Annotated in this window: 26 protein-coding genes; 13 read left to right on the top strand and 13 right to left on the bottom strand. The window is 72.9% G+C overall.

The window, feature by feature from the left end; translation table 11 throughout:
• Positions 1-184: 184 nt before the first annotated feature.
• Together murA and nadA are read right to left on the bottom strand one after the other, a co-directional pair.
• Positions 185-1,540: a UDP-N-acetylglucosamine 1-carboxyvinyltransferase gene (gene murA, locus C1I99_RS11665; protein ID WP_111134237.1), complete on the bottom strand. Its 1,356-nt coding sequence runs from the start codon at positions 1,538-1,540 to the stop codon at positions 185-187.
• A gap of 203 nt (positions 1,541-1,743) precedes the next feature.
• The gene (gene nadA, locus C1I99_RS11660; protein ID WP_111134236.1) at positions 1,744-2,943 is read right to left on the bottom strand and encodes a quinolinate synthase NadA; all 1,200 of its coding nucleotides are present in this window, start codon (positions 2,941-2,943) and stop codon (positions 1,744-1,746) included.
• 67 nt (positions 2,944-3,010) lie between these two features.
• Here nadA and C1I99_RS11655 point away from each other — a divergent pair, with 67 nt between their 5' ends.
• From C1I99_RS11655 to C1I99_RS11640, 4 genes are all read left to right on the top strand, one after another.
• The gene (locus tag C1I99_RS11655; protein WP_111134234.1) at positions 3,011-4,150 is read left to right on the top strand and encodes a glycerate kinase family protein; all 1,140 of its coding nucleotides are present in this window, start codon (positions 3,011-3,013) and stop codon (positions 4,148-4,150) included.
• A gap of 200 nt (positions 4,151-4,350) precedes the next feature.
• Positions 4,351-4,719 carry an iron-sulfur cluster insertion protein ErpA gene (gene erpA / locus C1I99_RS11650; RefSeq protein WP_111134233.1) on the top strand — a complete coding sequence of 123 codons (369 nt, stop codon included), beginning with the start codon at positions 4,351-4,353 and terminating at the stop codon, positions 4,717-4,719.
• Between the two features lie 211 nt (positions 4,720-4,930).
• The gene (locus tag C1I99_RS11645; RefSeq protein ID WP_111134232.1) at positions 4,931-5,908 is read left to right on the top strand and encodes a carbohydrate kinase family protein; all 978 of its coding nucleotides are present in this window, start codon (positions 4,931-4,933) and stop codon (positions 5,906-5,908) included.
• Entirely contained in the window at positions 5,905-6,411 is a 507-nt protein-coding gene (locus C1I99_RS11640; protein ID WP_111134231.1) for a P-loop nucleotide/nucleoside kinase family protein, read from the top strand. The genes C1I99_RS11645 and C1I99_RS11640 overlap by 4 nt, the downstream gene beginning before the upstream one ends.
• A 28-nt stretch (positions 6,412-6,439) precedes the next feature.
• Here C1I99_RS11640 and C1I99_RS11635 read toward each other — a convergent pair whose 3' ends face one another.
• The gene (locus C1I99_RS11635) at positions 6,440-6,673 is read right to left on the bottom strand and encodes a sulfurtransferase TusA family protein (protein ID WP_111134230.1); all 234 of its coding nucleotides are present in this window, start codon (positions 6,671-6,673) and stop codon (positions 6,440-6,442) included.
• Positions 6,670-7,821, bottom strand: coding sequence for a cysteine desulfurase family protein (locus C1I99_RS11630; protein ID WP_111134229.1), 1,152 nt, complete (start codon positions 7,819-7,821; stop codon positions 6,670-6,672). The genes C1I99_RS11635 and C1I99_RS11630 overlap by 4 nt, the downstream gene beginning before the upstream one ends.
• Before the next feature lie 195 nt (positions 7,822-8,016).
• Here C1I99_RS11630 and ctaC point away from each other — a divergent pair, with 195 nt between their 5' ends.
• Positions 8,017-8,988, top strand: coding sequence for an aa3-type cytochrome oxidase subunit II (gene ctaC / locus C1I99_RS11625; RefSeq protein WP_111134228.1), 972 nt, complete (start codon positions 8,017-8,019; stop codon positions 8,986-8,988).
• Between the two features lie 10 nt (positions 8,989-8,998).
• Positions 8,999-9,424: a cytochrome c oxidase subunit 4 gene (locus tag C1I99_RS11620; RefSeq protein ID WP_111134227.1), complete on the top strand. Its 426-nt coding sequence runs from the start codon at positions 8,999-9,001 to the stop codon at positions 9,422-9,424.
• Between the two features lie 239 nt (positions 9,425-9,663).
• On the opposite strand, the gene C1I99_RS11615 is transcribed toward C1I99_RS11620, so the two are convergent.
• The 4 genes from C1I99_RS11615 to C1I99_RS11600 form a co-directional block, all read right to left on the bottom strand.
• Positions 9,664-9,876 (bottom strand): hypothetical protein, encoded by a 213-nt coding sequence (locus C1I99_RS11615; protein ID WP_111134226.1) that lies wholly within the window; start codon positions 9,874-9,876, stop codon positions 9,664-9,666.
• A gap of 198 nt (positions 9,877-10,074) precedes the next feature.
• Entirely contained in the window at positions 10,075-11,121 is a 1,047-nt protein-coding gene (gene trpD / locus C1I99_RS11610) for an anthranilate phosphoribosyltransferase (protein ID WP_111134225.1), read from the bottom strand.
• Between the two features lie 86 nt (positions 11,122-11,207).
• Positions 11,208-11,603, bottom strand: a complete 396-nt coding sequence (locus C1I99_RS11605; protein WP_111134224.1) for a response regulator — start codon at positions 11,601-11,603, stop codon at positions 11,208-11,210.
• A 106-nt stretch (positions 11,604-11,709) separates the two neighbouring features.
• Complete coding sequence (locus C1I99_RS11600) at positions 11,710-12,654, bottom strand: cytochrome c oxidase assembly protein (protein WP_111134223.1); 945 nt, start codon at positions 12,652-12,654, stop codon at positions 11,710-11,712.
• 108 nt (positions 12,655-12,762) lie between these two features.
• Here C1I99_RS11600 and ctaE point away from each other — a divergent pair, with 108 nt between their 5' ends.
• The 5 genes from ctaE (at position 12,763) to C1I99_RS11575 (ending at position 18,000) form a co-directional block, all read left to right on the top strand.
• The gene (gene ctaE, locus C1I99_RS11595; RefSeq protein WP_111134222.1) at positions 12,763-13,362 is read left to right on the top strand and encodes an aa3-type cytochrome oxidase subunit III; all 600 of its coding nucleotides are present in this window, start codon (positions 12,763-12,765) and stop codon (positions 13,360-13,362) included.
• Between the two features lie 72 nt (positions 13,363-13,434).
• The gene (gene qcrC / locus C1I99_RS11590; protein ID WP_111134221.1) at positions 13,435-14,271 is read left to right on the top strand and encodes a cytochrome bc1 complex diheme cytochrome c subunit; all 837 of its coding nucleotides are present in this window, start codon (positions 13,435-13,437) and stop codon (positions 14,269-14,271) included.
• 67 nt (positions 14,272-14,338) lie between these two features.
• Positions 14,339-15,430, top strand: coding sequence for a cytochrome bc1 complex Rieske iron-sulfur subunit (gene qcrA / locus C1I99_RS11585; RefSeq protein ID WP_111134220.1), 1,092 nt, complete (start codon positions 14,339-14,341; stop codon positions 15,428-15,430).
• Positions 15,427-17,046, top strand: a complete 1,620-nt coding sequence (gene qcrB, locus C1I99_RS11580; protein ID WP_111134219.1) for a cytochrome bc1 complex cytochrome b subunit — start codon at positions 15,427-15,429, stop codon at positions 17,044-17,046. The genes qcrA and qcrB overlap by 4 nt, the downstream gene beginning before the upstream one ends.
• Before the next feature lie 273 nt (positions 17,047-17,319).
• On the top strand, positions 17,320-18,000 hold the full coding sequence (locus C1I99_RS11575) for a DUF4142 domain-containing protein (protein WP_111134218.1): 681 nt from the start codon (positions 17,320-17,322) through the stop codon (positions 17,998-18,000).
• A 68-nt stretch (positions 18,001-18,068) separates the two neighbouring features.
• Here C1I99_RS11575 and C1I99_RS11570 read toward each other — a convergent pair whose 3' ends face one another.
• The 5 genes from C1I99_RS11570 to C1I99_RS11550 form a co-directional block, all read right to left on the bottom strand.
• Positions 18,069-18,356 carry an Lrp/AsnC family transcriptional regulator gene (locus tag C1I99_RS11570; protein WP_111134217.1) on the bottom strand — a complete coding sequence of 96 codons (288 nt, stop codon included), beginning with the start codon at positions 18,354-18,356 and terminating at the stop codon, positions 18,069-18,071.
• A gap of 119 nt (positions 18,357-18,475) precedes the next feature.
• On the bottom strand, positions 18,476-19,339 hold the full coding sequence (locus C1I99_RS11565; protein WP_111134216.1) for a nucleotidyltransferase family protein: 864 nt from the start codon (positions 19,337-19,339) through the stop codon (positions 18,476-18,478).
• Complete coding sequence (locus tag C1I99_RS11560) at positions 19,336-19,878, bottom strand: NUDIX hydrolase (RefSeq protein WP_111134215.1); 543 nt, start codon at positions 19,876-19,878, stop codon at positions 19,336-19,338. Before C1I99_RS11560 ends, C1I99_RS11565 begins: the two co-directional genes overlap by 4 nt.
• A gap of 53 nt (positions 19,879-19,931) precedes the next feature.
• Positions 19,932-21,722, bottom strand: coding sequence for a RelA/SpoT family protein (locus C1I99_RS11555; protein WP_111134235.1), 1,791 nt, complete (start codon positions 21,720-21,722; stop codon positions 19,932-19,934).
• A gap of 129 nt (positions 21,723-21,851) precedes the next feature.
• On the bottom strand, positions 21,852-23,606 hold the full coding sequence (locus tag C1I99_RS11550; protein WP_111134214.1) for a DEDD exonuclease domain-containing protein: 1,755 nt from the start codon (positions 23,604-23,606) through the stop codon (positions 21,852-21,854).
• A gap of 129 nt (positions 23,607-23,735) precedes the next feature.
• Here C1I99_RS11550 and C1I99_RS11545 point away from each other — a divergent pair, with 129 nt between their 5' ends.
• Complete coding sequence (locus C1I99_RS11545; protein WP_111134213.1) at positions 23,736-25,229, top strand: NYN domain-containing protein; 1,494 nt, start codon at positions 23,736-23,738, stop codon at positions 25,227-25,229.
• Between the two features lie 179 nt (positions 25,230-25,408).
• Complete coding sequence (locus C1I99_RS11540) at positions 25,409-25,627, top strand: hypothetical protein (RefSeq protein ID WP_111134212.1); 219 nt, start codon at positions 25,409-25,411, stop codon at positions 25,625-25,627.
• Positions 25,628-25,677 lie beyond the last annotated feature (50 nt).

The raw sequence follows: 25,677 nt of genomic DNA, 5'->3' as shown, positions 1-25,677 counted from the left end.
GGCGCGGACTCCTCGTCGGGGGTCACCGGGGTGACCGCCTCGTCGACGAGGTCGGTGGACTTGCGGCGAAACAGCGACGGCACGCGGAAAGGGTAGCCAACCGTCGGCGCCCGGTGCACATCGCGGTGCACCTGGCTGGTCCGGGGCCGGCCGGGGCTGGCCGGCGCCGACGGAGTGAGCGAGGTTACGGCCGCTCGGCGTGCGCGCCCAGGTCGGCCAGCTTCGCCTCGAAGTCCTCGTAGCCCCGGTTGATCAGGTCGACGCCGTACACCCGGGAGGTGCCCTCGGCGGCCAGCGCGGCGATCAGGTGGCTGAAGCCGGCCCGCAGGTCGGGGATGACCAGGTCGGCGGCGTGCAGCTTGCTCGGCCCGGCGATGACCGCCGAGTGCTTGAAGTTGCGCCGGCCGAAGCGGCACGGGGTGCCGCCCAGGCAGTCCCGGTAGACCTGGATATTCGCGCCCATCGAGTTCAGCGCCTCGGTGTAGCCCAGCCGCTGCTCGTAGACCGTCTCGTGGACGATCGACAGCCCCCGGGCCTGGGTCAGCGCCACCACCAGGGGCTGCTGCCAGTCGGTCATGAAACCGGGGTGCACGTCGGTCTCCAGCGCCACCGACTTCAGCTCCCCGCCCGGGTGCCAGAACCGGATGCCGCCCTCCTGGCCCGGGTCGCCCAGCTTCGGTGCCCGGGCGTCGGTCACCTCGTACTCGCCACCCACCGAGCGGAAGATGTTGAGGAAGGTCATCATGTCGGCCTGCTGCGCGCCGAGCACCTCCACGTGGCCGCGGGTGGCCAGCGCCGCCGCCGCCCAGCTCGCGGCCTCGATCCGGTCCGGGATCGGTCGATGGGTGTAGCCGTGCAGCTTCGGCACGCCCTGGACCTCGATCACCCGGTCGGTGTGCACCTTGATGATCGCGCCCATCTTCTGCAGGATGCAGATCAGGTCGATGATCTCCGGCTCCACCGCCGCGTTGCGCAGCTCGGTGACGCCCTCGGCCATCACCGCGGTCAGCAGCACCTGCTCGGTCGCGCCGACGCTCGGGTACGGCAGGGCGAACTTGGTGCCGTGCAGGCCGTTCGGTGCGGACAGGTGCAGCCCTTCCGGTCGCTTGTCGACCGTGGCGCCGAACTCGCGCAGCGCCTGCAGGTGGAAGTCGATCGGGCGCGGCCCGATGTGGCAGCCGCCGAGGTCGGGGATGAACGCGTGCCCGAGGCGGTGCAGCAGCGGCCCGCAGAACAGGATCGGGATCCGGCTGGACCCGGCGTGCACGTTGATCTGGTCGGTGCTCGCGCCCTCCACGTTCGCCGGGTCGAAGACGAGCTCACCGTCCTCGTCGCCATCGGTGACCTTGACCCCGTGCAGGCCGAGCAGGCCGCGAACCACCTCGACGTCACGGATCTTCGGCACGTCGAACAGCCGGCTCGGGCTGTCGCCGAGCAGAGCGGCGACCATCGCCTTGGAGACCAGGTTCTTCGCGCCGCGCACGCGGATCCGCCCTTCCAGCGGGGTGCCGCCGTGCACGACCAGGACGTCGTCGGTCAACGCAACCTCCAGCGCGTCGGTGCTGTCGATGGGGCTCACGATGGTCATCGCTACCCGGATAGCGGCCATGTCGAAACGGCCCGCATGTTCGTCGCCCCGGCAGCATAGCCCTCGGTGACGGAAATGGACCCGGTCACATCGCCCCTGAGGGCATCATTCGGTGATCCGGCACTTTCCTGTACCAAGGGCACTACCGAACGTGATCAGTGGGCGGTCGGCGGCGGAGTGTCCGCGCCCGGCAGGGCCAGCATCTGGTCCAGCGCCACCCGGGCGTGGTGCGCGGTGTCCGGGTCGACGGTGATCTGGTTGACCACCCGGCCGGCGACCAGCTCCTCCAGCGCCCAGACCAGGTGGGGCAGATCGATCCGGTTCATCGTCGAGCAGTAGCAGACCGCCTTGTCCAGGAACATGATCTGCTTGTCCGGGTTGGCCAGCGCGAGCCGGCGGACCAGGTTCAGCTCGGTGCCCACCGCCCACGCCGAGCCGGCCGGGGCCGCCTCGATGGTCCTGATGATGTACTCCGTCGAACCGACGAAGTCGGCGGCGGTGACCACCTCGTGCCGGCACTCCGGGTGGACCAGGACGTTCACCCCGGGCACCCGCTCGCGCACGTCGTTGACGCTGTCGAGGGTGAACCGGCCGTGCACCGAGCAGTGCCCCCGCCACAGGATCATCTTCGCGTCCCGCAGCTGCTGCGGGGTCAGCCCGCCGTTCGGCTTGTGTGGGTCGTAGAGAACACAGTCGTCCAGCGGGAAGCCCATCTCCAGCACCGCGGTGTTGCGGCCCAGGTGCTGATCGGGCAGGAAGAGCACCTTCTCGCCCTGCCGGTACGCCCAGTCCAGCGCCCGGCGTGCGTTGGAGGAGGTGCAGATTACGCCGCCGTTGCGACCGACGAAGCCCTTGATGTCCGCCGAGGAGTTCATGTACGTCACCGGGACGGTCCGGTCCGCGACGCCCAGCTCGGTGAGCACCTCCCAGGCCGTCTCGACCTGCGACAGCACCGCCATGTCGGCCATCGAACAGCCCGCGGCCAGGTCGGGCAGGACCACCTTCTGCGCGCCCGAGGTGAGGATGTCGGCGCTCTCGGCCATGAAGTGCACGCCGCAGAAGACGATGTACTCCGCCTCCGGCCGGGCCGCCGCCTCCCGGGCCAGCTTGAACGAGTCGCCGGTCACGTCGGCGAACTGGATCACCTCGTCGCGCTGGTAGTGGTGACCCAGCACGAAGACCCTGCTGCCCAGCTTCGCCTTCGCCGCCGCCGCCCGGGCCACCAGATCCGGGTCGCTGGGCGCCGGCAGGTCACCCGGACACTCGACGCCACGCTCGGTGGCCGGGTCGCTGCCCCGGCCCAACAGCAGCAGTGCCGTGGCGGTGTTGGAAGGCTCTACCCAGGTCGAAGTCACGTACCCCATGGTCCCACAGCGCGGCCCGCCCGCAGCCTCCACCGGTGTGTGCTGCCACACTGCCGGCATGCGCGTGCTGCTCTGCCCGGACAGGTTCGCCGGCACGCTGCCGGCCCCGCAGGTCGCCGCCGCGGTGGCGGACGGCTGGCGCACCGTCGCCCCCGACGACGACCTGCTGATCCGGCCGCTGGCCGACGGTGGCCCCGGCTTCCTCGACGTGCTCGCCGACGCGCTCGACGCCCGGCGGCTTCCGGTGCCGACCGTCGACCCGCTGGGCCGGCCGGCGGCCGGTGAGATCCTGCTCACCGCCGACGGCGCCACCGGCTACCTAGAGAGCGCCCAGGCGTGCGGGCTGCACCTGCTCACCCCCGCCGAGCGGGACCCGAAACGCATCACCTCGTACGGCCTGGGCCTGCTGCTCGCGGCCGCGGTGGAGGCCGGCGCCCGGACCGTGGTGATCGGCCTGGGCGGCTGCGCCACCAACGACGCCGGCGCGGGGATGCTCACCGCGCTCGGCGTGACCCCACTCGACGGCACCGGGCAGGCGCTGCCGTACGGCGGCGCCGCGTTGGCCGCGGTGGCCGCGCTGGACGGGGTGCCCCGGCTGCGCGAGGCCCGGCTGGTCGCCGCCATCGACGTGGACAACCCGCTGCTCGGGCTGCACGGGGCGAGCAACGTGTCCGGGCCGCGGACGGGCGCCGACCGGGGTGACGTGCTGCTGCTCGACGCCGCGCTGGAACGCTTCGCCGCGGTGCTGGAGCGGGACCTGCCCGGCTGCCCACCGGGGCTCGGCGCGCTGCCCGGCGGCGGCGCGGCCGGCGGGCTCGGCGCCGCCGTCCTGGCGCTCGGCGGCCGGTGCGAATCGGGCATCGGGCTGGTGACCGGGGCGATCGGGCTGGCCGCCGCGCTGGACGGCGCCGACCTGGTGGTGACCGGGGAGGGCTCCTTCGACCACCAGTCGCTGCGCGGCACGGTGGTGGCCGGGGTGGCCGCCGCCGCCCGGGACCGGGGGCTGCCCTGCGTGGTGGTCGCCGGGCAGGTGAGCACCGGCCGGCGGGAGGCCGCGGCGGCCGGGGTGACCGACGCGTACAGCCTGGTGGAGCACTACGGCGGCGAGGTGCGCGGCGGCCTGGCGGCGGCGCTGGAGCGCCCGGCGGACGGGCTGCGGGCGCTCGGCGCCCGGCTCGCCCGGCAGTGGAGCCGGTGACGGCGCGCCGGCCGCCAGCCCCGCCCCGGGCCCGGCCGGACGGCGGCGCCCGGCGGGCGGGCGGCGGCGCAGCTCACGCCCACCGGCCCAGGCCGCCCGCGGCGGCCTACAATCGAAAACTGGACCGCAGTGGGAATCGCTGACCGACGGGTGATGTTGGCCAGGACGACCACACCGAACGCGCGCAGGGAGAATTCCACGTGACCACGCCAGCGCAGACCGAGTCGACCGAGGCCAAGGCCCCCACGTCCGTCGTCCTCACCGACGTCGCGGCGCAGAAGGTCAAGGCCCTGATCGAGCAGGAGGGCCGTGACGACCTGCGGCTCCGGGTCGCCGTGCAGCCGGGCGGCTGCTCCGGCCTTCGGTACCAGCTCTTCTTCGACGAGCGTTCGCTCGACGGTGACGTCGTCACCGACTACGACGGCGTCGAGGTCGTCGTCGACCGGATGAGCGCCCCCTACCTGGCCGGCGCCACCATCGATTTCGCCGACCGGATCGACGCCCAGGGCTTCACCATCGACAACCCCAACGCGGGTAGCTCCTGCGCCTGCGGCGACTCGTTCAGCTGAGTCGAACCTCCTCGCCGACAGCGGGGCCGTCCTCCGGGGCGGTCCCGCTGTTCGCGTTCGGGCAGGTCGCGCCGCCGAGCCCCGGCGGCCACCCCGCCGCGCCGGCCACCGCCGGTGAGCGGGAGCTGGCGGCTGTCCGACCGACCGGTCACGTTTGGGTGGCCGGGCCGGTAGGCTGACGCGCGCCCAGCTCCCGACCCCGAGGGTTGACATGAAGATCGCCGTGACCGGTTCGATCGCCACCGACCACCTGATGAGCTTTCCCGGCCGGTTCGCCGACCAGTTCATCGCCGACCAGCTGCACAAGGTGTCCCTCTCCTTCCTGGTGGACGACCTGGTGTTGCGCCGCGGCGGGGTGGCGGCGAACATCGCTTTCGGCATGGGGCAGCTCGGGCTGCGCCCGATCCTGGTCGGCGCGGTCGGAGCGGACTTCGCCGACTACCGCTCCTGGCTGGAGCGGCACGGCGTGGACTGCGACTCGGTGCACGTCAGCGAGGTGGCGCACACCGCCCGGTTCGTCTGCACCACCGACACCGACATGTGCCAGATCGCCTCCTTCTACGCCGGTGCGATGAGCGAGGCCCGCAACATCGAGCTCGCCCCGGTCGCCGATCGCCTCGGCGGGCTGGACCTGGTCCTGGTCGGCGCGAACGACCCGGAGGCGATGCTGCGGCACTCCGCCGAGTGCCGGGAGCGGGGCTACCGGTTCGCCGCCGACCCGTCGCAGCAGCTCGCCCGGATGCCCGGCGAGGACGTGATCGCGCTGATCGACGGCGCCGACTACCTGATGACCAACGACTACGAGAAGTCGCTGCTGCAGAGCAAGGCCGGGCTGAGCGACGAGCAGCTGCTGGAGCGGGTCAAGGTGCGGGTCACCACGCTGGGCAAGCACGGCGTGGAGATCGCCGGACGGGACATCGACCCGATCCACGTGCCGATCGCGCGCGAGATCCGGGCGGTCGACCCGACCGGCGTCGGCGACGGCTTCCGAGCCGGTTTCTTCACCGCGCTCTCCTGGGGCCTCGGGCTGGAGCGCGCCGCCCAGGTGGGCTCGCTGCTCGCCACGCTGGTGCTGGAGACCGTCGGCACCCAGGAGTACCAGGTCCGCCGGGACCTGTTCGTCAAGCGCCTCGCCGAGTCGTACGGGGACGTGGCCGCCGAGGACGTACGAGCACACCTGTTGCCGTGACACCGCTGCTGGTCGCGTTCGCCGGGCTGCCGGGGGTGGGCAAGAGCACCCTGGCGGCCCGGGTCGGCGCGGCCCTCGGCGCGCCGGTCCTGCCGGTGCAGCCGGTCGAGCGGGCACTGGCCCGGCACGGCCTGGTCGGTGACGCCGCCGGGGTGGCCGCGTACCGGGCGGTGGCGAACCTGACCGAGGTGCAGCTCGCGCTCGGGCTGAGCGTGGTGGTCGACGCGGTCAACCCGGTCGCCGGCGTCCGAAGGCTCTGGCACGACCTGGCCGACCGGGCCGGCGTCGGGCTGCGCCTCGTCGAGGTGTACTGCGGCGACGAAGCCGAGCACCGCCGCCGGGTCGAGGCGCGGCTACCGGCCGAGCCGGATCCGTTCCTGCCCACCTGGGAGCAGACCCTGCTCCGCCGCGCCGAGTACGAACCGATGATCGGTCCCCGCCTGGTGGTCGACACCAGCATCGACACCGACCCCCTCCCCGCCATCCTCAGCTACCTCCGCTGACGCCCACCCGCGCGCCCGCCGGGTGGGGTCAGTGCTGGCGGCGGATGTCGTAGGCGGGGCCGTCCGGGCCGGTGACGGTGCCGACGAACTCGTGGCCGCGCATCCGGCACCAGGCCGGGATGTCCACCGCCGCCGCCGGGTCGTCGGCCAGCACCCGGATGACCGTCCCGACCGGCAGCTCGGGCAGCCGCCGGGCGGCCGCGATCACCGGCAGCGGGCAGCGCTGGCCGCGGCAGTCGAGCACCTCCGCCGGCGCCGTCACAGCCCCACCACCCCCGCCGCGGCGCGCAGGTCCGCCACGATCCCCGGCAGCTCGGTCAGGAACCGTTCGACGTCCGCCTCGGTGGTCTCCCGGTGCAGGGACACCCGGACATTGCCGTGCGAGAGCACCCCCATCGCCGCCAGCACGTGCGACGGGCGCAGCGTCGAGGAGGTGCACGAGGAGCCCGAGGAGACGGCGAATCCCCGCCGGTCCAGCGCGTGCAGCAGGGCCTCGCCGTCGACGTACAGGCAGGAGAAGGTCACCAGGTGGGGCAGCCGGTGGTCCGGGTCACCCACCACCTCCACGTCCGGCACCTCCGCCGCCACCCGGGCCCGGATCCGGGCCACCAGCGGCGCCAGCCGGGCCGCCTCGGCCGCCGCGTCGGCCGCCACCGCGCGCAGGCTCGCCGCCGCGGCCACCACCGCCGGCAGGTTCAGCGCTCCGGGCGTACGGCCGCCCTCCCGCTCGTCGGCCGGCCACGGCGACTCCCACCGGGTGCCCTTGCGGACCACCAGCAGCCCGACGCCGGGCGGGCCACCCCACTTGTGCGCGCTGGCGGTCAGCACCGACCAGCCGGCCGGCACCGGCACCCGGCCGACCGCCTGGGCGGCGTCGACGAACAACGGCACCCCAGCGTCGCCGCACGCCCCCGCCGCCTCGCCGACCGGCTGCACGGTGCCGACCTCGTGGCTGGCGGCGATCAGTGCGGCCAGGGCCACCCCGGGCGCCCGTACCGCGGCCGACCAGCGGGCCAGGTCGAGGCGGCCCAGCCGGTCGACCGGCACCTCGGTGCTGGCGCCACCGGTGGCGACGTGCCGCTCCGCCGCGTGCAGCACGGCGGAGTGCTCGATCGCCGAGTGCACCAGCACCCGCCCGGCCCGGTGCCGCCCGGCCAGGCCGCCCAGCACCGCGCCGTGTGCGGCCGCCGTACCGCTGGGGGTGAAGGAGACCTCGTCGGGGCGTACGCCCAGGGTCTCGGCGGTCGCGGCGCGCGCCGCGTCGAGGAGCTGGCGGGCCCGGCGGGCCTGCGTGTACAGCCTGCCCGGGTCGGCCCAGCCGTCGTCGAGCGCGGCCAGCAGCGCCTGCCGGGCGACCGGGTGCAGCGGCGCGGCCGTCGCCGCGTCCAGGTAGACCGGGGAAGCGCTCACGCAAGCCACGCTATCGCGCCGGTATCCCCAAGATCCCCCGATGGGGGCGGACAGCGACCCCAACAGGGCCGAGCCCGTCATGGTCGAGTAATCTGCGACCGTCGGTGACGCCTTTGCCGCCGGTGCTGTCGCTCCGCCCCGGTGAGGGCGGCCGGACGGACCAGACACCGCGGCGCGCTAGGGAGGCAGGACCAGGTGGTCGCAAGGAGTTCGGAGGTACGGCCGTCGGCCGTACGGCGCAGCGCTGTCCCGGGAGCCGGTGGGCGCCGGGGGCGGGGTGCCGGTCGGCTCGCCGGGCTCGGTCTCGGCGGCGCGGCGCTGCTGGTCCTGCTCACGGGCTGCGACGTCGGCGCGACGTTCGACGGCTTCGGCTGGCCGCAGGGCGGCATCACGCCCGAAGCGCACCGGATGTACGATCTGTGGATCGCGTCGTGCATCGCGGCGCTCGCGGTCGGGGTCTTCGTGTGGGGCCTGATCTTCTGGTGCGTGGTGCGCTACCGCAAGCGCGGCAACGAACTGCCGGTGCAGACCCGCTACAACATGCCGATGGAGTTCCTCTACACCATCGCGCCGATCCTGATCGTCTCCGTGCTCTTCTACTACACGGCGATCGTGCAGACCGGCGTGGACCGGACGACCAGGAACCCCGACGTCACCGTCGAGGTGGTCGCCTTCAAGTGGAACTGGCAGTTCAACTACCGCGACGGCCAGGGCCAGGACGCCAACACCGTCGCCTCGGTGCTCGGCACCAGCGAGGTCATCCCGATCCTGGTGCTGCCGACCGGCCGGTCCATCCGGTTCGAGGAGACCAGCCGGGACGTCATCCACTCCTTCTGGGTGCCGGAGCTGCTGTTCAAGCGGGACGTCATGCCCGGCAACATCCGTAACGTGTTCGAGGTCTCCCGCATCGACACCGAGGGTGCGTTCGTGGGTCGTTGCGCCGAGCTCTGCGGCAGCTACCACGCCTTCATGAACTTCGAGCTGCGGGCCGTCTCCCCGGAGAAGTACGACCAGTTCCTCGCGGCGAAGCGGGACGGCCGGTCCACCCAGGAGGCGCTGATGGCCATCGGCGAGGAGCCGTACGCCCAGACCACGCGCCCGTTCGAGACGCGGCGCACGGAGGCCAACTTCAACCCGGACAACGCTCCGGCCGGCGCGGGAAGCTGAGGGAGCAGGCATGAAGACCGAGTGGCGTATCTTCCTGATCATCGCCGCGTTCCTGCTCTTCGCCACCGTCCTCTACGGCGGTTGGACCGCCGGGGAGACCGGCCGGATCGAGTGGGTCGGCACGGTCGGGCTGCTGCTGAGCTTCCTGCTCTGCGCGATGTGTGGCGGCTTCTTCTGGTTCGTCTCCCGCCGTATCGACCTGCGCCCGGAGGACCGGTCGGACGCCGAGATCGCCGACGGCGCGGGCGAGATCGGCTTCTTCAGCCCGGGCAGCTACTGGCCGTTCGGCCTGGCGCTGGCCGCCTCGATCGCCGGCTTCGGCCTGGTGTTCTGGCAGTTCTGGCTGCTGGGCGCCGGTCTGGTGGCGGTCATCTTCGCGGCCTGCGGCCTGCTGTTCGAGTACTACAGCGGCACCCGGCGCACCGCCGAGCACTGACCCGGTGGCCGGGTGACCGCGGCACCGAGCATCACGGAGGCCCGTCTTCCCCAGGGGAGGCGGGCCTCTTCCGTCCGCGGCGCGGGGCTCGGCCGCCGGTGCGGCGGCGCGCGCCAGGCCGGGGTAGCCGGCTTCGCGTGGGGCGGCGAGACCACAGGCGACGCGAAGGGATGGTGGCGCGGGCGGCGGCGTGCGCCCGCGGCGGTCTTCGGGTGGCGGCGCCGGGGTGGGTGGCCTGGTCAGGCGGCGCGGCGGTGGACCGGCGGGCGCTGGCGCTGGGGTCGGGCGGCCAGGCGCGGGGCGCGGAACGCGAACGTGGCGATCAGCATGGCAGCACCGCATCCGGTGCAGATCACCTCGGGGCAGTCGACGCCGTGGCCGTCGACGCACGGCGGCGCCTCGAAGGGCTGAACGCTCTCGCAGGTGTCGCAGTGGAGCTCGCGGTCCGACACGGGCGCCTCCTCTCGCTCCGGGCTCCCGCCGGCGCCCCGGCGGGAGCCGAAAACTACTCGGCCGTAGTTTCGCACGCAGGTCAGACACTTCCCGGAACGCCCCGCCTCGTCACCAATCCCACGCCCTCCTGTCGGCGTGGACCGACTCGACCTGCCGCCGATGGGGTTGCCCGGCGCGGCCGGGTCGGCGGGAGCTGGTCAGGCGGAGCGGGCCACGTCGATCCAGCGGTCGAGGACGCGGGCGGCGGCGCCGGAGTCGATAGACTCGGCGGCCCGGTCCATTCCGGCGCGCAGCGCGGCGGTCAGGTCGCCGTCGAGCGGGCCCTGGGTGGCCAGCGCCGCCGCGGCGTTGACCAGGACCGCGTCCCGCACCGGGCCGGCCTCGCCGGCGAGCAGGCGCCGGGCCACCGCGGCGTTGTACGCGGCGTCACCGCCCCGCAGGTCGCCGAGGGTGGACCGGGGTACCCCGAGGTCGGTCGCGTCCAGCACCTCCTCCCGGACGATCCCGCCCTGGGTCACCCAGACCCGGGTCGGCGCGGCGGTGGTGAACTCGTCAAGCCCGTCCTCGCCGCGCAGCACGATGACCGAGTCGCCGCGGGCGGCGAAGACGCCGGCCATCACCGGGGCCATCCGCAGGTCGAAGCAGCCCACGGCGCCGGACCGCGGCCGGGCCGGGTTGGTCAGCGGGCCGAGGAAGTTGAACGCGGTCGGCACGCCCAGCTCGCGGCGGACCGGCCCGGCGTGCCGCATGCCGGGGTGGTACCTGGCCGCGAAGCAGAAGCCGATGCCAGCCTCGGTGACGCACCGGATCACTCCCTCGGGGCCGAGATCCAGCGGTAGGCCGAGGAACTCCAGCAGGTCGGCCGTGCCGCAGGAGGAGGAGGCAGCCCGGTTGCCGTGCTTGACCACGCGGACGCCGGCACCGGCGACCACCAGCGCGGTCATGGTGGAGATGTTGACCGTGTGGGCGAGATCACCGCCGGTGCCCACCACGTCCAGCGCGGTGGTCCGCAGCTCCTCGGGCAGCTCGACCGGCACCGCCCGGCTGAGCATCGCCTCCACCAGACCGGCCAGCTCGGCCGAGGTCTCACCCTTGGCCCGCAACGCCACGGCGAAGCCCGCGACCTGCGCCGGCGCGGCCGAGCCGGACATGATCTCGCCCATCGCCCAGGCGGTGTCGGCGGTGGAGAGCTCCTCGCCGCGCAGCAGCGTGGTGAGCAGGTGCGGCCAGGTCCGATCGCCCATGGCGGGCCTCCCGAGCGTACGAATGCGGGTGGGGACGGAACCGGCGCCGGTGGAGTCCGGCGCCGTGCGGGGGCCGGAGCGGGACGTCAGGCGGGGGCGTGCGTCCGTAGCAGCTCGGCCACCGTGGTGCCGGTGGTCACCGGGTCGAGCGGGTGCACCAGGGTGGCGTCGACCTCGGCGTAGGCCGCGAGCCATCGGTCGGCGGCGCGGGCGATCACCACGCAGGTCGGGGGAGCGTCGTCCCGGTCGTCCTTGATCTGCCGGGCGATGCCGATGCCGCCGCCCGGGGAGGCCTCACCGTCGAGGAGCATGAGATCGATCTCGTAGTCGTCGACGAGCCGGACGCACTCCGCGTAGCTGGACGCCTCGACGAACTCGATCTGCAGACCGGGCGCGGGCCGGGTGCCGACGGCGAGCCGCATCCGGTCGCGGACCTGCGGGTCGTCGCTGTAGAGCAGGACACTGCAAAGACGATCGCTCATGGCTGGACTGGCTCCCACCTCGTAGCTGCCCGCCGATCGTACCGGTCGGTGTGAAGTGCGTGACGTCCCGCCCGGCGGCGCCGCCAGAGCGTACCGTCGGCGCAGCTCAGGCGGCGGACTCCGCGGCGCGCTGGCGGGCCTCCTGGCGGTCCAGTTCGCGGTCGACCCGGCGGGCCTCCCGCTCGGCCTGGCGCATCCACTGCACGACCAGCACGGCGAGCATGGTCACGCTGACGAACTCGCCGCCGGCCCACAGGACGCCGCCGGCGACCACCTGGTCGTCCCACGGGTCCGCCCAGGTCAGCCCCAGCGACGGGTACCAGTCGCCGCCGAAGAGTGTGCTGCTCTGCATGATGGTGAGCCCGAGCACGGTGTGGAACGGCACCGAGAGCAGCATGAGCAGCGCCCGGGCCGGGTAGGGCCAGCGCCCGGGGAGCGGGTCGAGGCCGAGCAGCGGCCAGAAGAACACGCAGCCGGTCATGATGAAGTGCGCGTGCACCAGCTCGTGCGCCCAGGCGTGTTCCAGGGTGTAGCGGTAGAGGTCCGTGAAGTAGAGCGCGAACGGGTTCACCACGAAGATGGCGAACGCCACCAGCGGGAAGCTGTAGATCCGCGCGATCCGGCTGTGCACGGCGGCCAGCAGGAGCCGGCGCGGCCGCTGCGGCAGGGTGCGCAGGGCCAGCGTCACCGGGGCGCCCAGGGCCAGGAAGATCGGCGAGATCATCGACAGCACCATGTGCTGGACCATGTGCACCGACAGCAGCGCCGTGTCGTATGCGTGCAGGCCGCTGACCGTGACCGCCGCGATGCCGCCCAGACCGGGGCCGAGGAAGAAGACGGTCCGGATGACCGGCCACCGGTCGCCGCGCGCCCGCAGCCGGTGCACCCCGTAGAGGTAGATCCCGGCGGCCAGCACCAGCCCGACGGCGAGCCAGCTGTCCAGCCGGGTCTCGGTGAACACCGAGGTCACGGTGAACGGTGGTGGGATGGCCTCGGCCACCGCCGGCGCGGCGGCCGAGGTGGCGGCGGAGATCAGATCGACGTGCAGCACGCTTTTCAGACTAGGTCAGGCGAACCGGACTGCCCCGGTCGGGCCGCGGATGCCACCGGTTTGCCACCCCGCTGATCGCCGGCCCCGGTCAACGGCAATAATGACCGCGTGACTGCGGCCCCAGCCATTGACAAGAGCCGGATCCACTCCCTGACCCGACCCAACATGGTCAGCGTCGGGACGATCGTGTGGCTCTCCAGCGAGCTCATGTTCTTCGCGGCGCTGTTCGCGATGTACTTCTCCATCCGCGCGGCGGCGCCGGAGCAGTGGGCGGAGCACACCGAGCACCTCAACATCCCCTACGCGACCACCTTCACGGTGATCCTGGTGTTGTCCTCGGTGACCTGCCAGCTCGGCGTGTTCGCCGCCGAGAAGGGTGACGTGCACGCGCTGCGGCGCTGGTTCACGATCACCTTCGTGATGGGCCTGATCTTCGTGCTCGGCCAGGTCAACGAGTACCGCGAGCTGGTGCACGAGGGCATCAAGATCAACGAAGACGGTTACGGGTCGATGTTCTACCTGACCACCGGCTTCCACGGTCTGCACGTGACCGGCGGTCTGATCGCCTTCGTCATCTACATGATCCGCACCACCATGGGCCGGTTCACGCCGGCGCAGGCCACCTCGGCGATTGTCGTGTCCTACTACTGGCACTTCGTCGACGTCGTGTGGATCGCGCTCTACGCCATGATCTACTGGCTCCAGTGATCTTGGCGCGTCACGAACCGCGCCGCTGCTCCGTCCCCTGAGACAAGGTCCAACCGGTTAAGGACACAGGTCATGACTTCTGACAACGACCGCCGACGCGGTCTGCTCGCGCGGCTGCGCGGGCGGCCCGCAGCGCGCAGCAGGGGCCGCCGCCGGCTGGGTGCCGCGGTCCGGCTGCTCGCCGCGCTGATGCTGGCCGGCGGCGCCTACACCGTCTTCGCCCCCGGCGCGCAGGCGCAGGACAATCCGCCGCTGACCGGCGCCGCCGCGGAGGGCAAGGCGCTGTTCGACGTGAGCTGTGTGACCTGTCACGGTCGCAACGCGCAGGGTGTCGAGGGACGCGGGCCGAGCCTGATCGGCGTCGGCGCGGCCTCGGTGGAGTTCCAGGTCGGCACCGGCCGCATGCCGATGGCCCGGCAGGAGGCCCAGGCGCAGCGCAAGCCGGAGCTCTTCACCGACGAGGAGGTCCGCCAGCTGGCGCAGTACGTCCAGGAGCTCGGCGGCGGCCCGGTGGTGCCCGAGGGCGACAACCTCCACTCCGACGGCAACATCGCCGCCGGTGGCGAACTGTTCCGGATCAACTGCTCGCAGTGCCACGCCTTCGGCGGTGGCGGCGGGGCCCTCTCCTCCGGCAAGTACGCGCCCAGCCTGCACCCGGCCAGCGACCGGCAGATCTACGCCGCGATGCTGAGTGGCCCGCAGAACATGCCGGTCTTCGGGGACAACCAGATCACCCCGGAGCAGAAGGCCGACATCATCGCCTACATCCAGGAGACCCTGAAGCACGACCAGGACCCGGGTGGCTTCAACCTCGGTCGGTACGGCCCGTCCACCGAGGGTCTGGCGATCTTCCTGGTCGGCATCGTCGCGCTCGTCTTCGCCAGCCTGTGGATTGCGGGCAAGTCGTGACCGGGCGGACCATTCGATTCAGTGCTGTGGTGCCGGGTCCCGGCGCCACCCGTAGCGAGGTGACGGCATGAGCACGCAGACCGAGCACCAGAAGGTCCCGCGCAGTCGGCAGTCGGTGGACGTGCAGGACCCCGGGCTGACCCGGTTCGACATCGTCCGCGAGGGCGCCCGCCGGGACGACATCGAGATCGTCCACTACGAGCAGCAGGTGCTCCCGGGCACCAAGGCCGAGCGCCGGCTGACCCGCACGATCGCGTCGATGTTCCTGCTGACCGGCCTGGCGGCGACCGCCTTCCTGGTCGTCTACATCTGGTGGCCGTGGGAGTACGCCCCGGGCCGCGGTGGCGACAAGTGGTACACCCCGCTGCTCGGCATCACCCTGGGCGTGGCCCTGCTCGGCATCGGCTTCGGCATCCTGACCTGGGGCAAGAAGCTGCTGCCCAAGGAGGTCTCGATCCAGGACCGGCACGAGGGTGCCGTCGCCGCCGACGACCGCATCATCACCGGCCAGACCATGCTCTACATGGCCGACGAGCTGGGCGTGAAGCGCCGCCCGCTGCTCGGCATCTCGCTGCTGGCCGGTCTCGCGCCGGTGGGCGCGGTGGCCGCGGCCCCGCTGGTGGGTGGCCTGATCTCCGACCCGCACAAGAACAACCAGATGTTCACCACCGGATTCGCCCCCGCCGAGGGCGGCGAGAAGGTCCGGCTGGTCCGGGAGGACGGCCGTCCGGTCCGCCCGGCCGACATCAGCGCGGGTGGCCAGATCACCGTCTTCCCCGGCATCGACCACGGCGTGAGCAACCGGCACGCGGACTCGCCGACGCTGCTGATCCACCTGCGGGACTCGGACGCGCAGGAGTCTCGCCGGGCCAACGAGCGGGTCGGGCACGGCGACTACATGTGGGGCAACTACGCCGCCTTCTCGAAGATCTGCACCCACGCCGGCTGCCCCGCTAGCCTGTACGAGCAGCAGACCAACCGGCTGCTCTGCCCGTGCCACCAGTCGCAGTTCCTGATCACCGACAACGCCCGGCCCATCTTCGGTCCGGCCAGCCGCCGGTTGCCGCAGCTGCCGATCGAGGTGGACGCCGAGGGCTACTTCGTGGCGAAGTCCGACTACACCGAGACCGTCGGGCCCGACTTCTGGGAGCGGCCGTGAAGCGGCGAAAGTTTGACATGGCATCGGCGCCGGGCAAGGCCGCCGTGGGAGTGGACGAGCGCTTCCAGGTGGCCACCCCGCTGCGCCGGCTGCTGAACAAGGTCTTCCCGGACCACTGGTCCTTCCTGCTCGGCGAGATCGCGCTCTTCTCGTTCATCGTCCTGCTGCTGACCGGTGTCTTCCTGACCTTCTTCTTCGAGCCGTCGATGACCGAGGTGGTCTACAACGGCAGCTACGCCCCGCTGCGGGGCACGCCGATGTCCGCCGCGTACGCCTCCAGCCTGGACCTGTCGTTCGACGTCCGGGGCGGCCTGATCATGCGGCAGATGCACCACTGGTCGGCGCTGCTGTTCATGGCCGCGATCGTGGTGCACATGCTGCGGATCTTCTTCACCGGCGCGTTCCGTAAGCCGCGGGAGACGAACTGGATCATCGGCTCGCTGCTGTTCTGGGTCGGCTTCCTGGCCGGCTTCACCGGCTACTCGCTGCCGGACGACGGCCTCTCCGGCACCGGCCTGCGGATCGCCTCGGCGATCATGCTCTCCATCCCGGTGATCGGCTCCTGGGTGACCTCGTCCGTCTTCGGCGGCGAGTTCCCGGGCACCATCATCATCAGCCGCTTCTACATCGCCCATGTGCTGCTCATCCCGGCTCTGCTGGTCGCGCTGATCAGCGTCCACCTGGGCCTGGTCTTCAAGCAGAAGCACACCCAGTGGCCCGGCCCCGGCCGGACCAACGGCAACGTCGTCGGCGAGCGGATGTTCCCGCGCTACGCGATCAAGCAGGGCGGCTTCTTCATGGTCGTCTTCGGCGTGATCGCGTTGATGGGCGGTCTGTTCCAGATCAACCCCATCTGGCTGTTCGGCCCTTACGAGGCGTGGGTGGTCTCCGCCGCCAGCCAGCCCGACTGGTACGTCATGTTCCTGGACGGCTCGACGCGCCTGATGCCGGCCTGGGAGATCAACATCCCGATCGGCGACGGGTACGTGATCCCGCCGCTGTTCTGGCCGACGGTGGTGCTACCGGGGATCCTGGTGGGGCTCTCCACGCTCTACCCGTTCCTGGAGGCCCGGCACCTGAAGGACCGCAAGAGCCACAACCTGCTCCAGCGGCCCCGGGACGTGCCGGCCCGTACCGCGGTGGGCGCGATGGCGGTCTCCTTCTTCCTGGTGCTGACCCTCTCCGGCGCCAACGACGTCATCGCGGACAAGTTCCAGATCAGCCTGAACGCGATGACCTGGGCGGGCCGGGTCGGTCTGCTGGTGGTGCCTCCGCTGGCCTACTACATCACCTACCGGATCTGCCTGGGCCTGCAGCAGCACGACCGGGAGGTACTCGCCCACGGTGTCGAGACCGGCATCATCAAGCGGCTGCCGGACGGTCGCTTCGTGGAGGTGCACCAGCCGCTGGGCACGGGTGACGGCCACGGCGAGCTGGAGTACGTCGGCTGGGTCGTGCCGAAGAAGATGAACCGGCTCGGCGCACTCGGCCCGGCCATCCGGGGCTTCTTCTACCCGATCGAGAAGCCGGCCGAGGCGCCGGTCTCGCCGGGCCACCCGCCGGTCGAGCCCCGACCGGAGCGGGAGGAGATTGGCAGCGGCGAGTCCCGCCGCTGACCCCGCGACACCCCGACGTGGCGCCCACCGGAGGATTCCGGCGGGCGCCACGCCCGTTTCCCGCGTCCACCACGGCCGGCGGTCGAACACCACCCCGTGCCGCCCCGGCCACCTGGATCGGGATCTTGGTGGGAACAAGCCTCTCCAGGGGAGATTTCGCACCAGGATCTCCGACTGACCACGGGGTCGGGCATCCCTCGCGCGAGGGGAATCGCAGGAATAACCCCGGCCAGCCGGGTATCCGTGCGGTCCAACGTCTCAAGGGGGGGAAGCATGTTGGGAATCAAACGCCTCGGCCTGCTGGCCGCGCTGGTGCTGGTGGGCATGGCGCCGGCCGCGGCGGCTCAGGCCGCGGTGCAGCCGTCACAGCAGGACACCCAGTACCTGCAGGCCATCCACCAGGTCAACCTGTTCGAGATCACCGCCGGTGAGCTGGCCCAGCAGAAGGGCCAGAACCAGGGGGTCAAGGACCTGGGTGAGATGTTCCGGACGGACCACACCCAGCTGGACCAGACTGTGCAGCAGACCGCGTCCCAGCTCGGGGTGGAACTGCCGAGCGAGCCCACCGCGGACCAGCAGTCCGTGATCGACCAGCTGAACAGCGCCAGCGGCGAGGAGTTCGACCGGCTCTGGGTGACCAGCCAGCTGGCCGGCCACGTCCAGGCCATCCAGGCCACCCAGACGGAGATCTCGCAGGGCTCCGAGCAGTCGGTGGTCCAGCTCGCCCAGACCGCCCTGCCGACGCTGCAGGCGCACTACGACGAGCTGGTGGCGCTGGCCGAGGAGCTCGGCATCCCGGTCCCGCAGGCCACCGGCACCGGCACGCCGGGTCCGGGCACCCCGGCTCCGGGTGTGACCACCGAGACCCCGGCTCCGGGCGGCCCCACCGAGACCGAGACGCCGGCTCCGGGCGGCCCCACCGAGACCGAGACGCCGGCTCCGGGCGTGAGCTGACGTCCCGTGCCGACGACGGCCGGTTCACCCGCCCGGGTGGACCGGCCGTCGCGTGCCCGGGGGCGAGGTCAGTCGGCGTTGGCCAGGCCGATCGCGAACGCCTCCTCCAGGTCGTGCTGGGAGTACGCGCGGAAGGCGATGTGCGACTCGGTGTTGAGCACGCCCGGCACCTTCGAGATGCGCCCCGCGATGACCTGGGCGATCTGCTCGAACTCGCGGACCCGGACCATGGCGATCAGGTCGACGTGGCCGGCCACCGAGTAGACCTCGCTCACTCCGGGTAGGTCGGCCAGAGCCTCGGCCACCTCGGGGATCGAGTCGGTGGCGCAGTCGATCAGCACGATCGCGGTGATCACGGGAGGTTGCTCCGTTCGTCGGCGTCGTCGCTCATGCTAGATGCTTGCCCGATCCCGGGCGCGGCGAGCGGGCTTTCGCGGACCGGGTGGCGGCGGCCACCGGCATCACCCGGGTCGGGTCAGCTCGGCCCGGCGGTCGCCACGGTGAGGTCGGCACCGGCGCGGACGGCGCCGTGGAGGCGTTCGTCCGGGCCGACGGTGACGCCCGGCCAGACCACGCTGCTCTCGACGTCGCCGTGCACCACCGCGCCGGCTCCGATCACCGACCGCCGGCAGCGGCCGGTCACCGTCGCGGTCGGGTCGACCAGGCTCCCGCCACCGGCGGCGTGCAGGTTGGCCGCCAGGTAGTCGGCCGGGGTGCCGGTGTCGTAGAAGACGCCCGGGTAGGACACCACTGCCAGCGCGCCGGCCGCCTCCGCGGGCCGCCACACCGCCCGGACCAGGTCGCTGAACTCCACCCGCAGGTCCCGCACCAGCCGCCAGGGCAGCAGCGAGAAGCCGGTGAACACGTGGCCGTCGAAGGTGCCGGGCGCCGCCGGGTCCGCGGCGGCCTGGCCGAGCAGGCGTACCGAGTCGCCGTCCCAGTCGCGCAGCAGCGCGGCGATGTCCGGCCCCGGGGCTGCCGCCGGGTCGGCCAGGTAGGCGTCGGCGTTGCCGATTAGCACCCCGCGCCCGGCGATCCAACCGCGCAGGTTGGCGACGCCGCCGGCGGTGCCGAGCGGGTCACCCGGCTCGACGGAGAGGTGCGCCCGGTCACCGACGTGCTCGACGATCTGCCCGCCGAGGTAGCAGGCGTTGACGGCGACCCGGTCCGGTCCGGCGAGGCCGAGCCCGGCCAGCCGGGCCAGGGAGCGGTCGAGCAGCGGTACGTTCCCCACCGGGCAGAGTGCCTTGGGCACCCGCCTGGTCAGCGGCCGCAGCCGGGTGCCCTCGCCGGCGGCCAGCACCACCGCGCAGACCTCGACGTCCGCCGGGCCGCTCACGGCATGGTGTCGGGAACCGGTGGCGGGAACTGCCCGGCCAGCGGCCCCATGTCGTAGTACGCGAGCAGCCGGGCGGTCGGCCAGGTCAGCTTGGGCAGGTCGTCCAGCGGGTGCCAGGCGGCCTCGAAGACCTCCGCGCCGTCGACCGTCAGCTCGGCGGTCGACGCCGGCACCTCGGCGGTGAAGACCACGTCCACCCAACCCTTCGCGTGCACCACCGCGTTCGGCACCGCCGGCCGGAGCCGGGCGGGGGAGAGCCGGATCCCGGTCTCCTCGAACAGTTCCCGGGCGGCGCCCACCACCGGTGCCTCGCGCTTCTGCAGCAGCCCGGCGGGCAGCGTCCAGCCCTTGCCCGGCGGCTGGCGCAGCAGCAACAGCCGGCCCGCGCCCTCGGCTTCGGCGTCCCGGACCAGGGTGACCGCGCCGACGATGTACTTCGGAACGGCCAGGCGGACCAGTCGGCGTCGCACCGGCAGCGGCAGCCGGTAGAACACCTGGTACGCGATGGCGCGTCCGGTGGCGCGTGAGCGGGGGATCATGACTCCAGGCTAGTGGCCGCGAGGATCCCTCGGACGCCCCGGGCCCGGTGGAGTCACTGGCGGTGGTCCACCAGGTCGATGAGCTGGCGTACCACCGCGTCGGGCTCGATCACCCGGTCGAAGACCGCGACCAGCAGGGTCTCCAGGTCGGGGTAGCCCAGCTCCTCGGAGAGGCGGAGCAGGGGCAGGTCGCTGGCCAGCCCCCGGTTGTGCTTGCGCAGCGCCAGCCCGATGGTGGCCCGGCCGAGGCGGACCTTGTCGGTGATCGAGATGCCCGGCTCGGTGTGCTCGGCGAACCACCGGCTGATCTGCATCTGCGCGTGCGGCGACTTGACGAAGCCGAGCCACTCCCGACGCGGGCCGCGGGGGGCGGCGTCGGCGTCGAAGCCGTTGGCCGCGTCGGTCTCGGTGAAGATCTCCACCACGTCCCCCTCCTCCAGTTCGGAGGAGAGCGGGGCCAGCCGGCCGTTGATCCGGGTGGCGAGACAATGGTCGCCGAGCTCGGTGCCCAGCTCGTACGCGAGGTCGACCGGGGTGGCCCCGGCCGGGAGCAGGACCTGCCGCCCGTCGGCGAAGACCTGGATCTGTGCCTCGGCCAGGTCGCAGCGCAGCGATTGGAGAAACTGGGCCGGGTCGGCGGCGTCCTGCTCCCAGTCGAGCACCCGGCGCAGCCAGTCGAGCTGCTCCGCCCGGGCGGCCGCCCCGCCACCGGCCAGCGGGAAGCGGAAGTTGGCGGCGATGCCGTACTCGGCGGACCGGTGCATCTCCTCGGTGCGGATCAGCACCTCGACCGTGTGGTCCTTCGGGCCGCGGACGCTGGTGTGCAGGGAACGGTAGAGGTTGTTCTTCGGCGAGGCGATGAAGTCTTTGAACCGGCCCGGGACTGGCCGCCACAGCCCGTGGATCGCGCCCAGCGCCGCGTAGCAGTCGGTCGCCGGGCCGTCCACCACCACGGCGATGCGGGGCAGGTCGTACGGTGTGCTGTGGCCGCCGGCGACGGTGTCCTTCCAGATCGAGTAGAGGTGCCGCGGGCGGGGCGTCACCTCGGCGTCGACCCGGCTGCGACGTAGCGCGACCCTGGCCCGGGCCACCACCTCGGCCAGGTACGCGTCCCAACCGGGCCGGTCGTGCACGTGCCGGGCGATCCGGGCGTGCTCGTCGGGTTCCAGGTGCAGCAGCACCACGTCGTCCAGCTCCCGCTTGAGCGTCTGGATGCCCAACCGGTCGCAGAGCGGGACGAGCACCTCCTGGGTGGCCCGGGCGATGCGCTGGCGGGAGGCCGGGGAGCGGACGCCGAGAGTGCGCATGTTGTGCAGCCGGTCGGCCAGTTTGATGATCAGTACCCGGACGTCCTTGCCGGCTGCGATGATCATCTTGCGGATCGTCTCGGCCTCGGCGGCCGTGCCGTAGAAGGCCTTGTCGAACTTGGTCACCCCGTCGACCAGGTGGGCCACCTCCGGCCCGAAGTCCTCGGCGAGCGCCTGAAGGGTGTAGCGGGTGTCCTCCACCGTGTCATGCAGCAGCGCCGCGACCAGGGTGGTGGTGTCCATGCCGAGGTCGGCGCAGATCTGGGCGACCGCGAGCGGGTGGGTGATGTACGGCTCGCCGCTCTTGCGGAACTGCCCGCGGTGCATGTTCTCGGCGATGGTGTAGGCCCGGCGCAGCACGGAGGGATCGGTGTTGGCGTGGATGCCGCGGTGGGCGCGGACCAGGTGGGTGACCGGGTCGGTCTCGGTGGTCGGCCAGGTCAGCAGCGACCGCAACCGGCGGGCCAGCGGCAGCTCGCCCGGCTGGGTCGGAAGGGCGCCCCCCAGGGCGGCGCCGTGTCCGGCGTCGACGTCCACGAGGGACACCTCCTCACCCCGGCCCCACGGCCGCCGGAACCCCGGCAACGGGAGCAGGCCCACGAAACGGGCAGGACTGCACTTCTCTAACAGCCTAAGCGAGTCGACGTAGTCCGATCGGACACTTGGTCATGAGCGTTCGGTCGAGAGTTGGTGGGACGCGGCGCTCTCGGCCATGCGCAGCAGGTCGCGGAACCGGGCCGCACCGGCCACCGGGGACGCCCAACCGGAGGACATCTCCACCAGCCGGGTCTCCGGCCGCTCCAACCAGGACAGGATCCGTTCGGTCTCCTCCGCCGAGGCGTGCGGGATCGGCCCGTGCCCCGGCGGGACGGTCTCGGCGGTGGCCCGGATCGCAGCGATCGTCGGTCGCGGGTGGACGCCCGGCGGGGACACCCCGGCCCCGGCCAGCCGGCCGTGCCGCACCAGCGCCAGTTCCCACCCGCCGCCCGCGGCCGGCCGGGCGGCGGCCAGCTCGGAGATGCCGGTGAGCGCGGACAGCCGCTGCATCCGTACCGCCGCCCGCAGCACGGCGGCCAGCCGGGATCGCACCACCGCCGCCTCCTCGTAGCGTTGGCCACGGGCGAGCACGTCGATCCGGGCGAGCAGTGCGTCGACCACCACCTGCGGGTCGCTGGCGATCGCGGTGCGAAACGGCGCGACCGCGCGGGCGTCGTACTCCTCCGGGGTGATCCGGTGCTCGCAGGGCGCCGGGCAGCGCCCCAGCTCGGCCAGCGCGCAGGCCGGCGTGACCGTGCGCAGCGAGAGCCGGTGGGTGCACTGCCGCAGCGGTACGGCGTCGTGGAAACCCGCCGCGGCCAGCTCAGCGGACCGGCGGGAGGTGAACGGCCCCAGGTAGGCGCGGTCGTCGGGGGAGATCTCCCGGACCAGGGACAACCGCGGGTAGGGCCCGTCGGTCAGCTTCAGCCAGACCACCCGCTCCGGGAACTTCGACCGCCGGTTGTACGGCGGCGCGTGCGCGCCGATCAGCCGCAGCTCGCGGACCTCCGCCTCCAGCGAATGGGCGCACTCCACCGCCTCCACCCGCTCGGCCGCGGCGAGCATCTCGGAGATCCGGGCGCGCTTCTCCGCGGCGGTGAAGTAGCTGCGGACCCGGGTGGCGATGTCGACCGAGGTGCCGACGTAGAGCGGCCGGTCGTCGGCGGCCCGGAAGATGTAGACCCCGGGCGCCTTGGGCAGCCCGTCGGCCAGATGTCGCTTGCGCCGCTGGGTGGGGGTGACCGCCCGGGCGAACTCGATGGCGTCGCCGATCGTGTCGACCCGGTGCCCGCCGAGGCGGGCGATCAGCCCGTGCAGCACGTCGACGGTGGCCTTGGCGTCGTCGAGCGCGCGGTGGGTCGGCCGGGTGGCGGTGCGGAAGTGCGCCGCCAGGGTGCCGAGCTTGCGGTTGGGCACCTCGTCGCGGGTGAGCACCCGCCGGGCCAGCGCCGCGGTGTCGAGCACCCGGGGGCTGGGCCAGCGGTAGCCGTGTTTCGCGCAGGCGGCCTTGAGGAAGCCGACGTCGTACGGTGCGTTGTGGGCGACCAGCACGGCGTCGGCGAGGAACTCCAGGAAGCTCGGCAGCACCTGCTCGATCGGCGGGGCGGGCAGCAGCATCGCCTGGGTGATGCCGGTCAGCACGGTGATGAAGGGCGGGATCGGCTGGCCCGGGTTGACCAGGGTGGCCAGCACGCCCAGCTCCTCGCCGCCGCGCACCTTGACCGCGCCGATCTCGGTGATGCCGCCGCCGTCCGGCGCGCCGCCGGTGGTCTCCAGGTCGACCACCACGAACGTCGTCGCGTAGAGCGGAAGCGCCGGGTCGATCCCGCCCGCGACCGGGTCGAGGCCGGCCAGCGACTCCTGGACGTACTCCTGCTGTGCCATCGGCGGCACGCTAGCGGCCCGGTCCGACACTCCCGCCCCGGCAGCCCCACCCGTCACCACCGGGGTCTAGGATGAGAGATCGGCTCACTCACCGGGCGGTGGGCCCGGTCGCGGTGGGAGACTTGCCACATGCCCCTCACCGAGCCGTACGACGACAACCTCCCCCCGGAGGAGTCGGTCGTCGCCGCGCGCGAGGCCGGTGAGGGCGCCACCGACCGGCCGGGCACGCCCGCCGACGCCACCCCGGGCGGCGCGGGCGCCGACGCCACCCCGGACGGCGCGGGCGCCGACGCGCCGGGCGAGGGATCGACGCCAGAGCCGGAGCCCGTCCTGCCCGAGCCGGTCCGGCAGCGGATCGTGGCGCTGACCGCCGCGGTGCTGCCCGGCCTGCCCGCGGACGAAATCCCCGTGCCGCTGCGGCGGGTGGCCAAGTTCGCCCCCAACCGGCGGGCGCGCCTCGGCGCGCCGGCGATCGCCGCCCAGCTCACCGCCGACCCGCTGTTCCGGCAGCGGATCACCGCGCGGGTGCTCGCCGACGCGGGCGACCTCGGCGCCGCGGTGCTCGAGGGCACCGCGCCGGCCGCCGCCGACCCGGTCGAGGTTGCCGCGCTGGCCTACCTGGCCCGCCCGCGCGGGTGGCGGCAGTTGATCGAGGCCAGCGGCGCGGCGGTCCGCGCCGAGGCGGACAGCGCGGTCGTGGCCGAACTGGTCCGCGAGGCAGAGCAGCGGGCCACCCGCGCCGAACACGACCGGGCGGTGGCCCGGGTCGAGGCGGAGAAGCTCCGCGACGAACTGGCCCGGGTCCGCGAGGAGCTCGGCCAGCTGCGCGAGGAGACCCGGCAGCTGGCCCGGTCGCTGCGTGAGACGCAGGCCCGGGAGCGCAAGGCCACCGAGTTGCTGGCCACCGAGCGGGGCCGGGCCGCCCGGGCGGCGGCCGACGCCGACGCGGAGCTGCGCCGGGCCCGCGCCCGGCTGGCCGAGGCGGAGGCGGCGGCCGGGGTCGCGCGAGCCAGCGCCAAGGAGGCGCGTTCGGTCGACGACGCCCGGCTCTGGCTGCTGCTGGAGACCATCGGCCAGGCAGCCGTGGGGCTGCGCCGGGAGTTGGCGCTGGACCCGGTCGACAAGCTGCCCGCCGACTTCGTCGCCGACGCCTACGCCGACCAGTCCGCCACCACCTCGACCGGCACGGCGGCCCGGGCCCGGGACACCGACGACCCGGCCCGGCTGGACCAGCTGCTCGCCCTGCCCCGGGCGCACCTGGTCGTGGACGGGTACAACGTCACCAAGCGCGGCTTCGGCGAGATGTCCCTGGAGCAGCAGCGCAAGCGGCTGATCACCGGCCTGGGCGGGATCGCCGCGCAGACCGGCGACGAGGTCACCGTGGTCTTCGACGGCGCCGAGCGGATGCACGGGCTGCCGCCCAGCCCGCGCGGCGTACGGGTGCTCTTCTCCCGCAAGGGGGAGACCGCCGACGAGCTGATCCGGCGCCTGGTCCGCGCCGAACCGCCGGGCCGCCCGGTGGTGGTGGTCTCCTCCGACCGCGAGGTCGCCGACGGGGTACGTCGGCACGGCGCGTACCCGCTCGGCGCCGACTCCCTGCTTCGCCGCCTCTCCCGCTCCTGACCGCCTGGTGGGAAACGGCCCCTGGAGGGGCCACTTCATACCAAGATCTGGCGTCGAGCCGGAAGCGCGACCGGATGTCCGGTTTCTGTCACACCCCTCCCGTAGCGTCGACGTGACCGACAGTGGTCGGGTGGCGGCGACGGCGACCACCCGACGGCCGCAGCGCTTCAGGAGGCGAGATGCTCATCGACTGCGACGGGTGCGGGATCCGGGGCGGGGGCTGCGCCGGCTGCCTGGTGACCGCCCTGTTCGACGAGGCGTCCCCGGCAGCCGGGCTCGGCGGGGCCGAGGCCCGGGCGATCGAGGTGTTCGCCCGGGCCGGATTCGAGGTGGAGGTCCTGCCCGCGCCCCGGCGTCCGGCCGGGCGGTCGCGCGCCGCCCGCCGCCGGGTGGCGTAGCTGTCGGCAACTGGCGCGGCACGGGCAGGGCGCGGTGCGGGGGCGGGGGA

The sequence above is a fragment of the Micromonospora deserti genome (assembly GCF_003236335.1).
GTDB lineage: Bacteria > Actinomycetota > Actinomycetes > Mycobacteriales > Micromonosporaceae > Micromonospora > Micromonospora deserti.
The sequence above is the reverse complement of the archived record's forward strand: the minus strand, read 5'-3'. Positions and strand labels throughout refer to the sequence as shown.

Excerpts from the sequence above, each read along its gene's own strand:
- C1I99_RS11655 (WP_111134234.1), top strand. The coding sequence starts at position 3,011 with ATGCGCGTGCTGCTCTGCCCGGACAGGTTCGCCGGCACGCTGCCGGCC.
- C1I99_RS11645 (WP_111134232.1), top strand. The coding sequence starts at position 4,931 with ATGAAGATCGCCGTGACCGGTTCGATCGCCACCGACCACCTGATGAGC.
- C1I99_RS11620 (WP_111134227.1), top strand. The coding sequence starts at position 8,999 with ATGAAGACCGAGTGGCGTATCTTCCTGATCATCGCCGCGTTCCTGCTC.
- trpD (WP_111134225.1), bottom strand. The coding sequence starts at position 11,121 with ATGGGCGATCGGACCTGGCCGCACCTGCTCACCACGCTGCTGCGCGGC.
- C1I99_RS11605 (WP_111134224.1), bottom strand. The coding sequence starts at position 11,603 with ATGAGCGATCGTCTTTGCAGTGTCCTGCTCTACAGCGACGACCCGCAG.
- qcrC (WP_111134221.1), top strand. The coding sequence starts at position 13,435 with ATGACTTCTGACAACGACCGCCGACGCGGTCTGCTCGCGCGGCTGCGC.
- qcrA (WP_111134220.1), top strand. The coding sequence starts at position 14,339 with ATGAGCACGCAGACCGAGCACCAGAAGGTCCCGCGCAGTCGGCAGTCG.
- C1I99_RS11575 (WP_111134218.1), top strand. The coding sequence starts at position 17,320 with ATGTTGGGAATCAAACGCCTCGGCCTGCTGGCCGCGCTGGTGCTGGTG.
- C1I99_RS11560 (WP_111134215.1), bottom strand. The coding sequence starts at position 19,878 with ATGATCCCCCGCTCACGCGCCACCGGACGCGCCATCGCGTACCAGGTG.
- C1I99_RS11550 (WP_111134214.1), bottom strand. The coding sequence starts at position 23,606 with ATGGCACAGCAGGAGTACGTCCAGGAGTCGCTGGCCGGCCTCGACCCG.
- C1I99_RS11545 (WP_111134213.1), top strand. The coding sequence starts at position 23,736 with ATGCCCCTCACCGAGCCGTACGACGACAACCTCCCCCCGGAGGAGTCG.
- C1I99_RS11540 (WP_111134212.1), top strand. The coding sequence starts at position 25,409 with ATGCTCATCGACTGCGACGGGTGCGGGATCCGGGGCGGGGGCTGCGCC.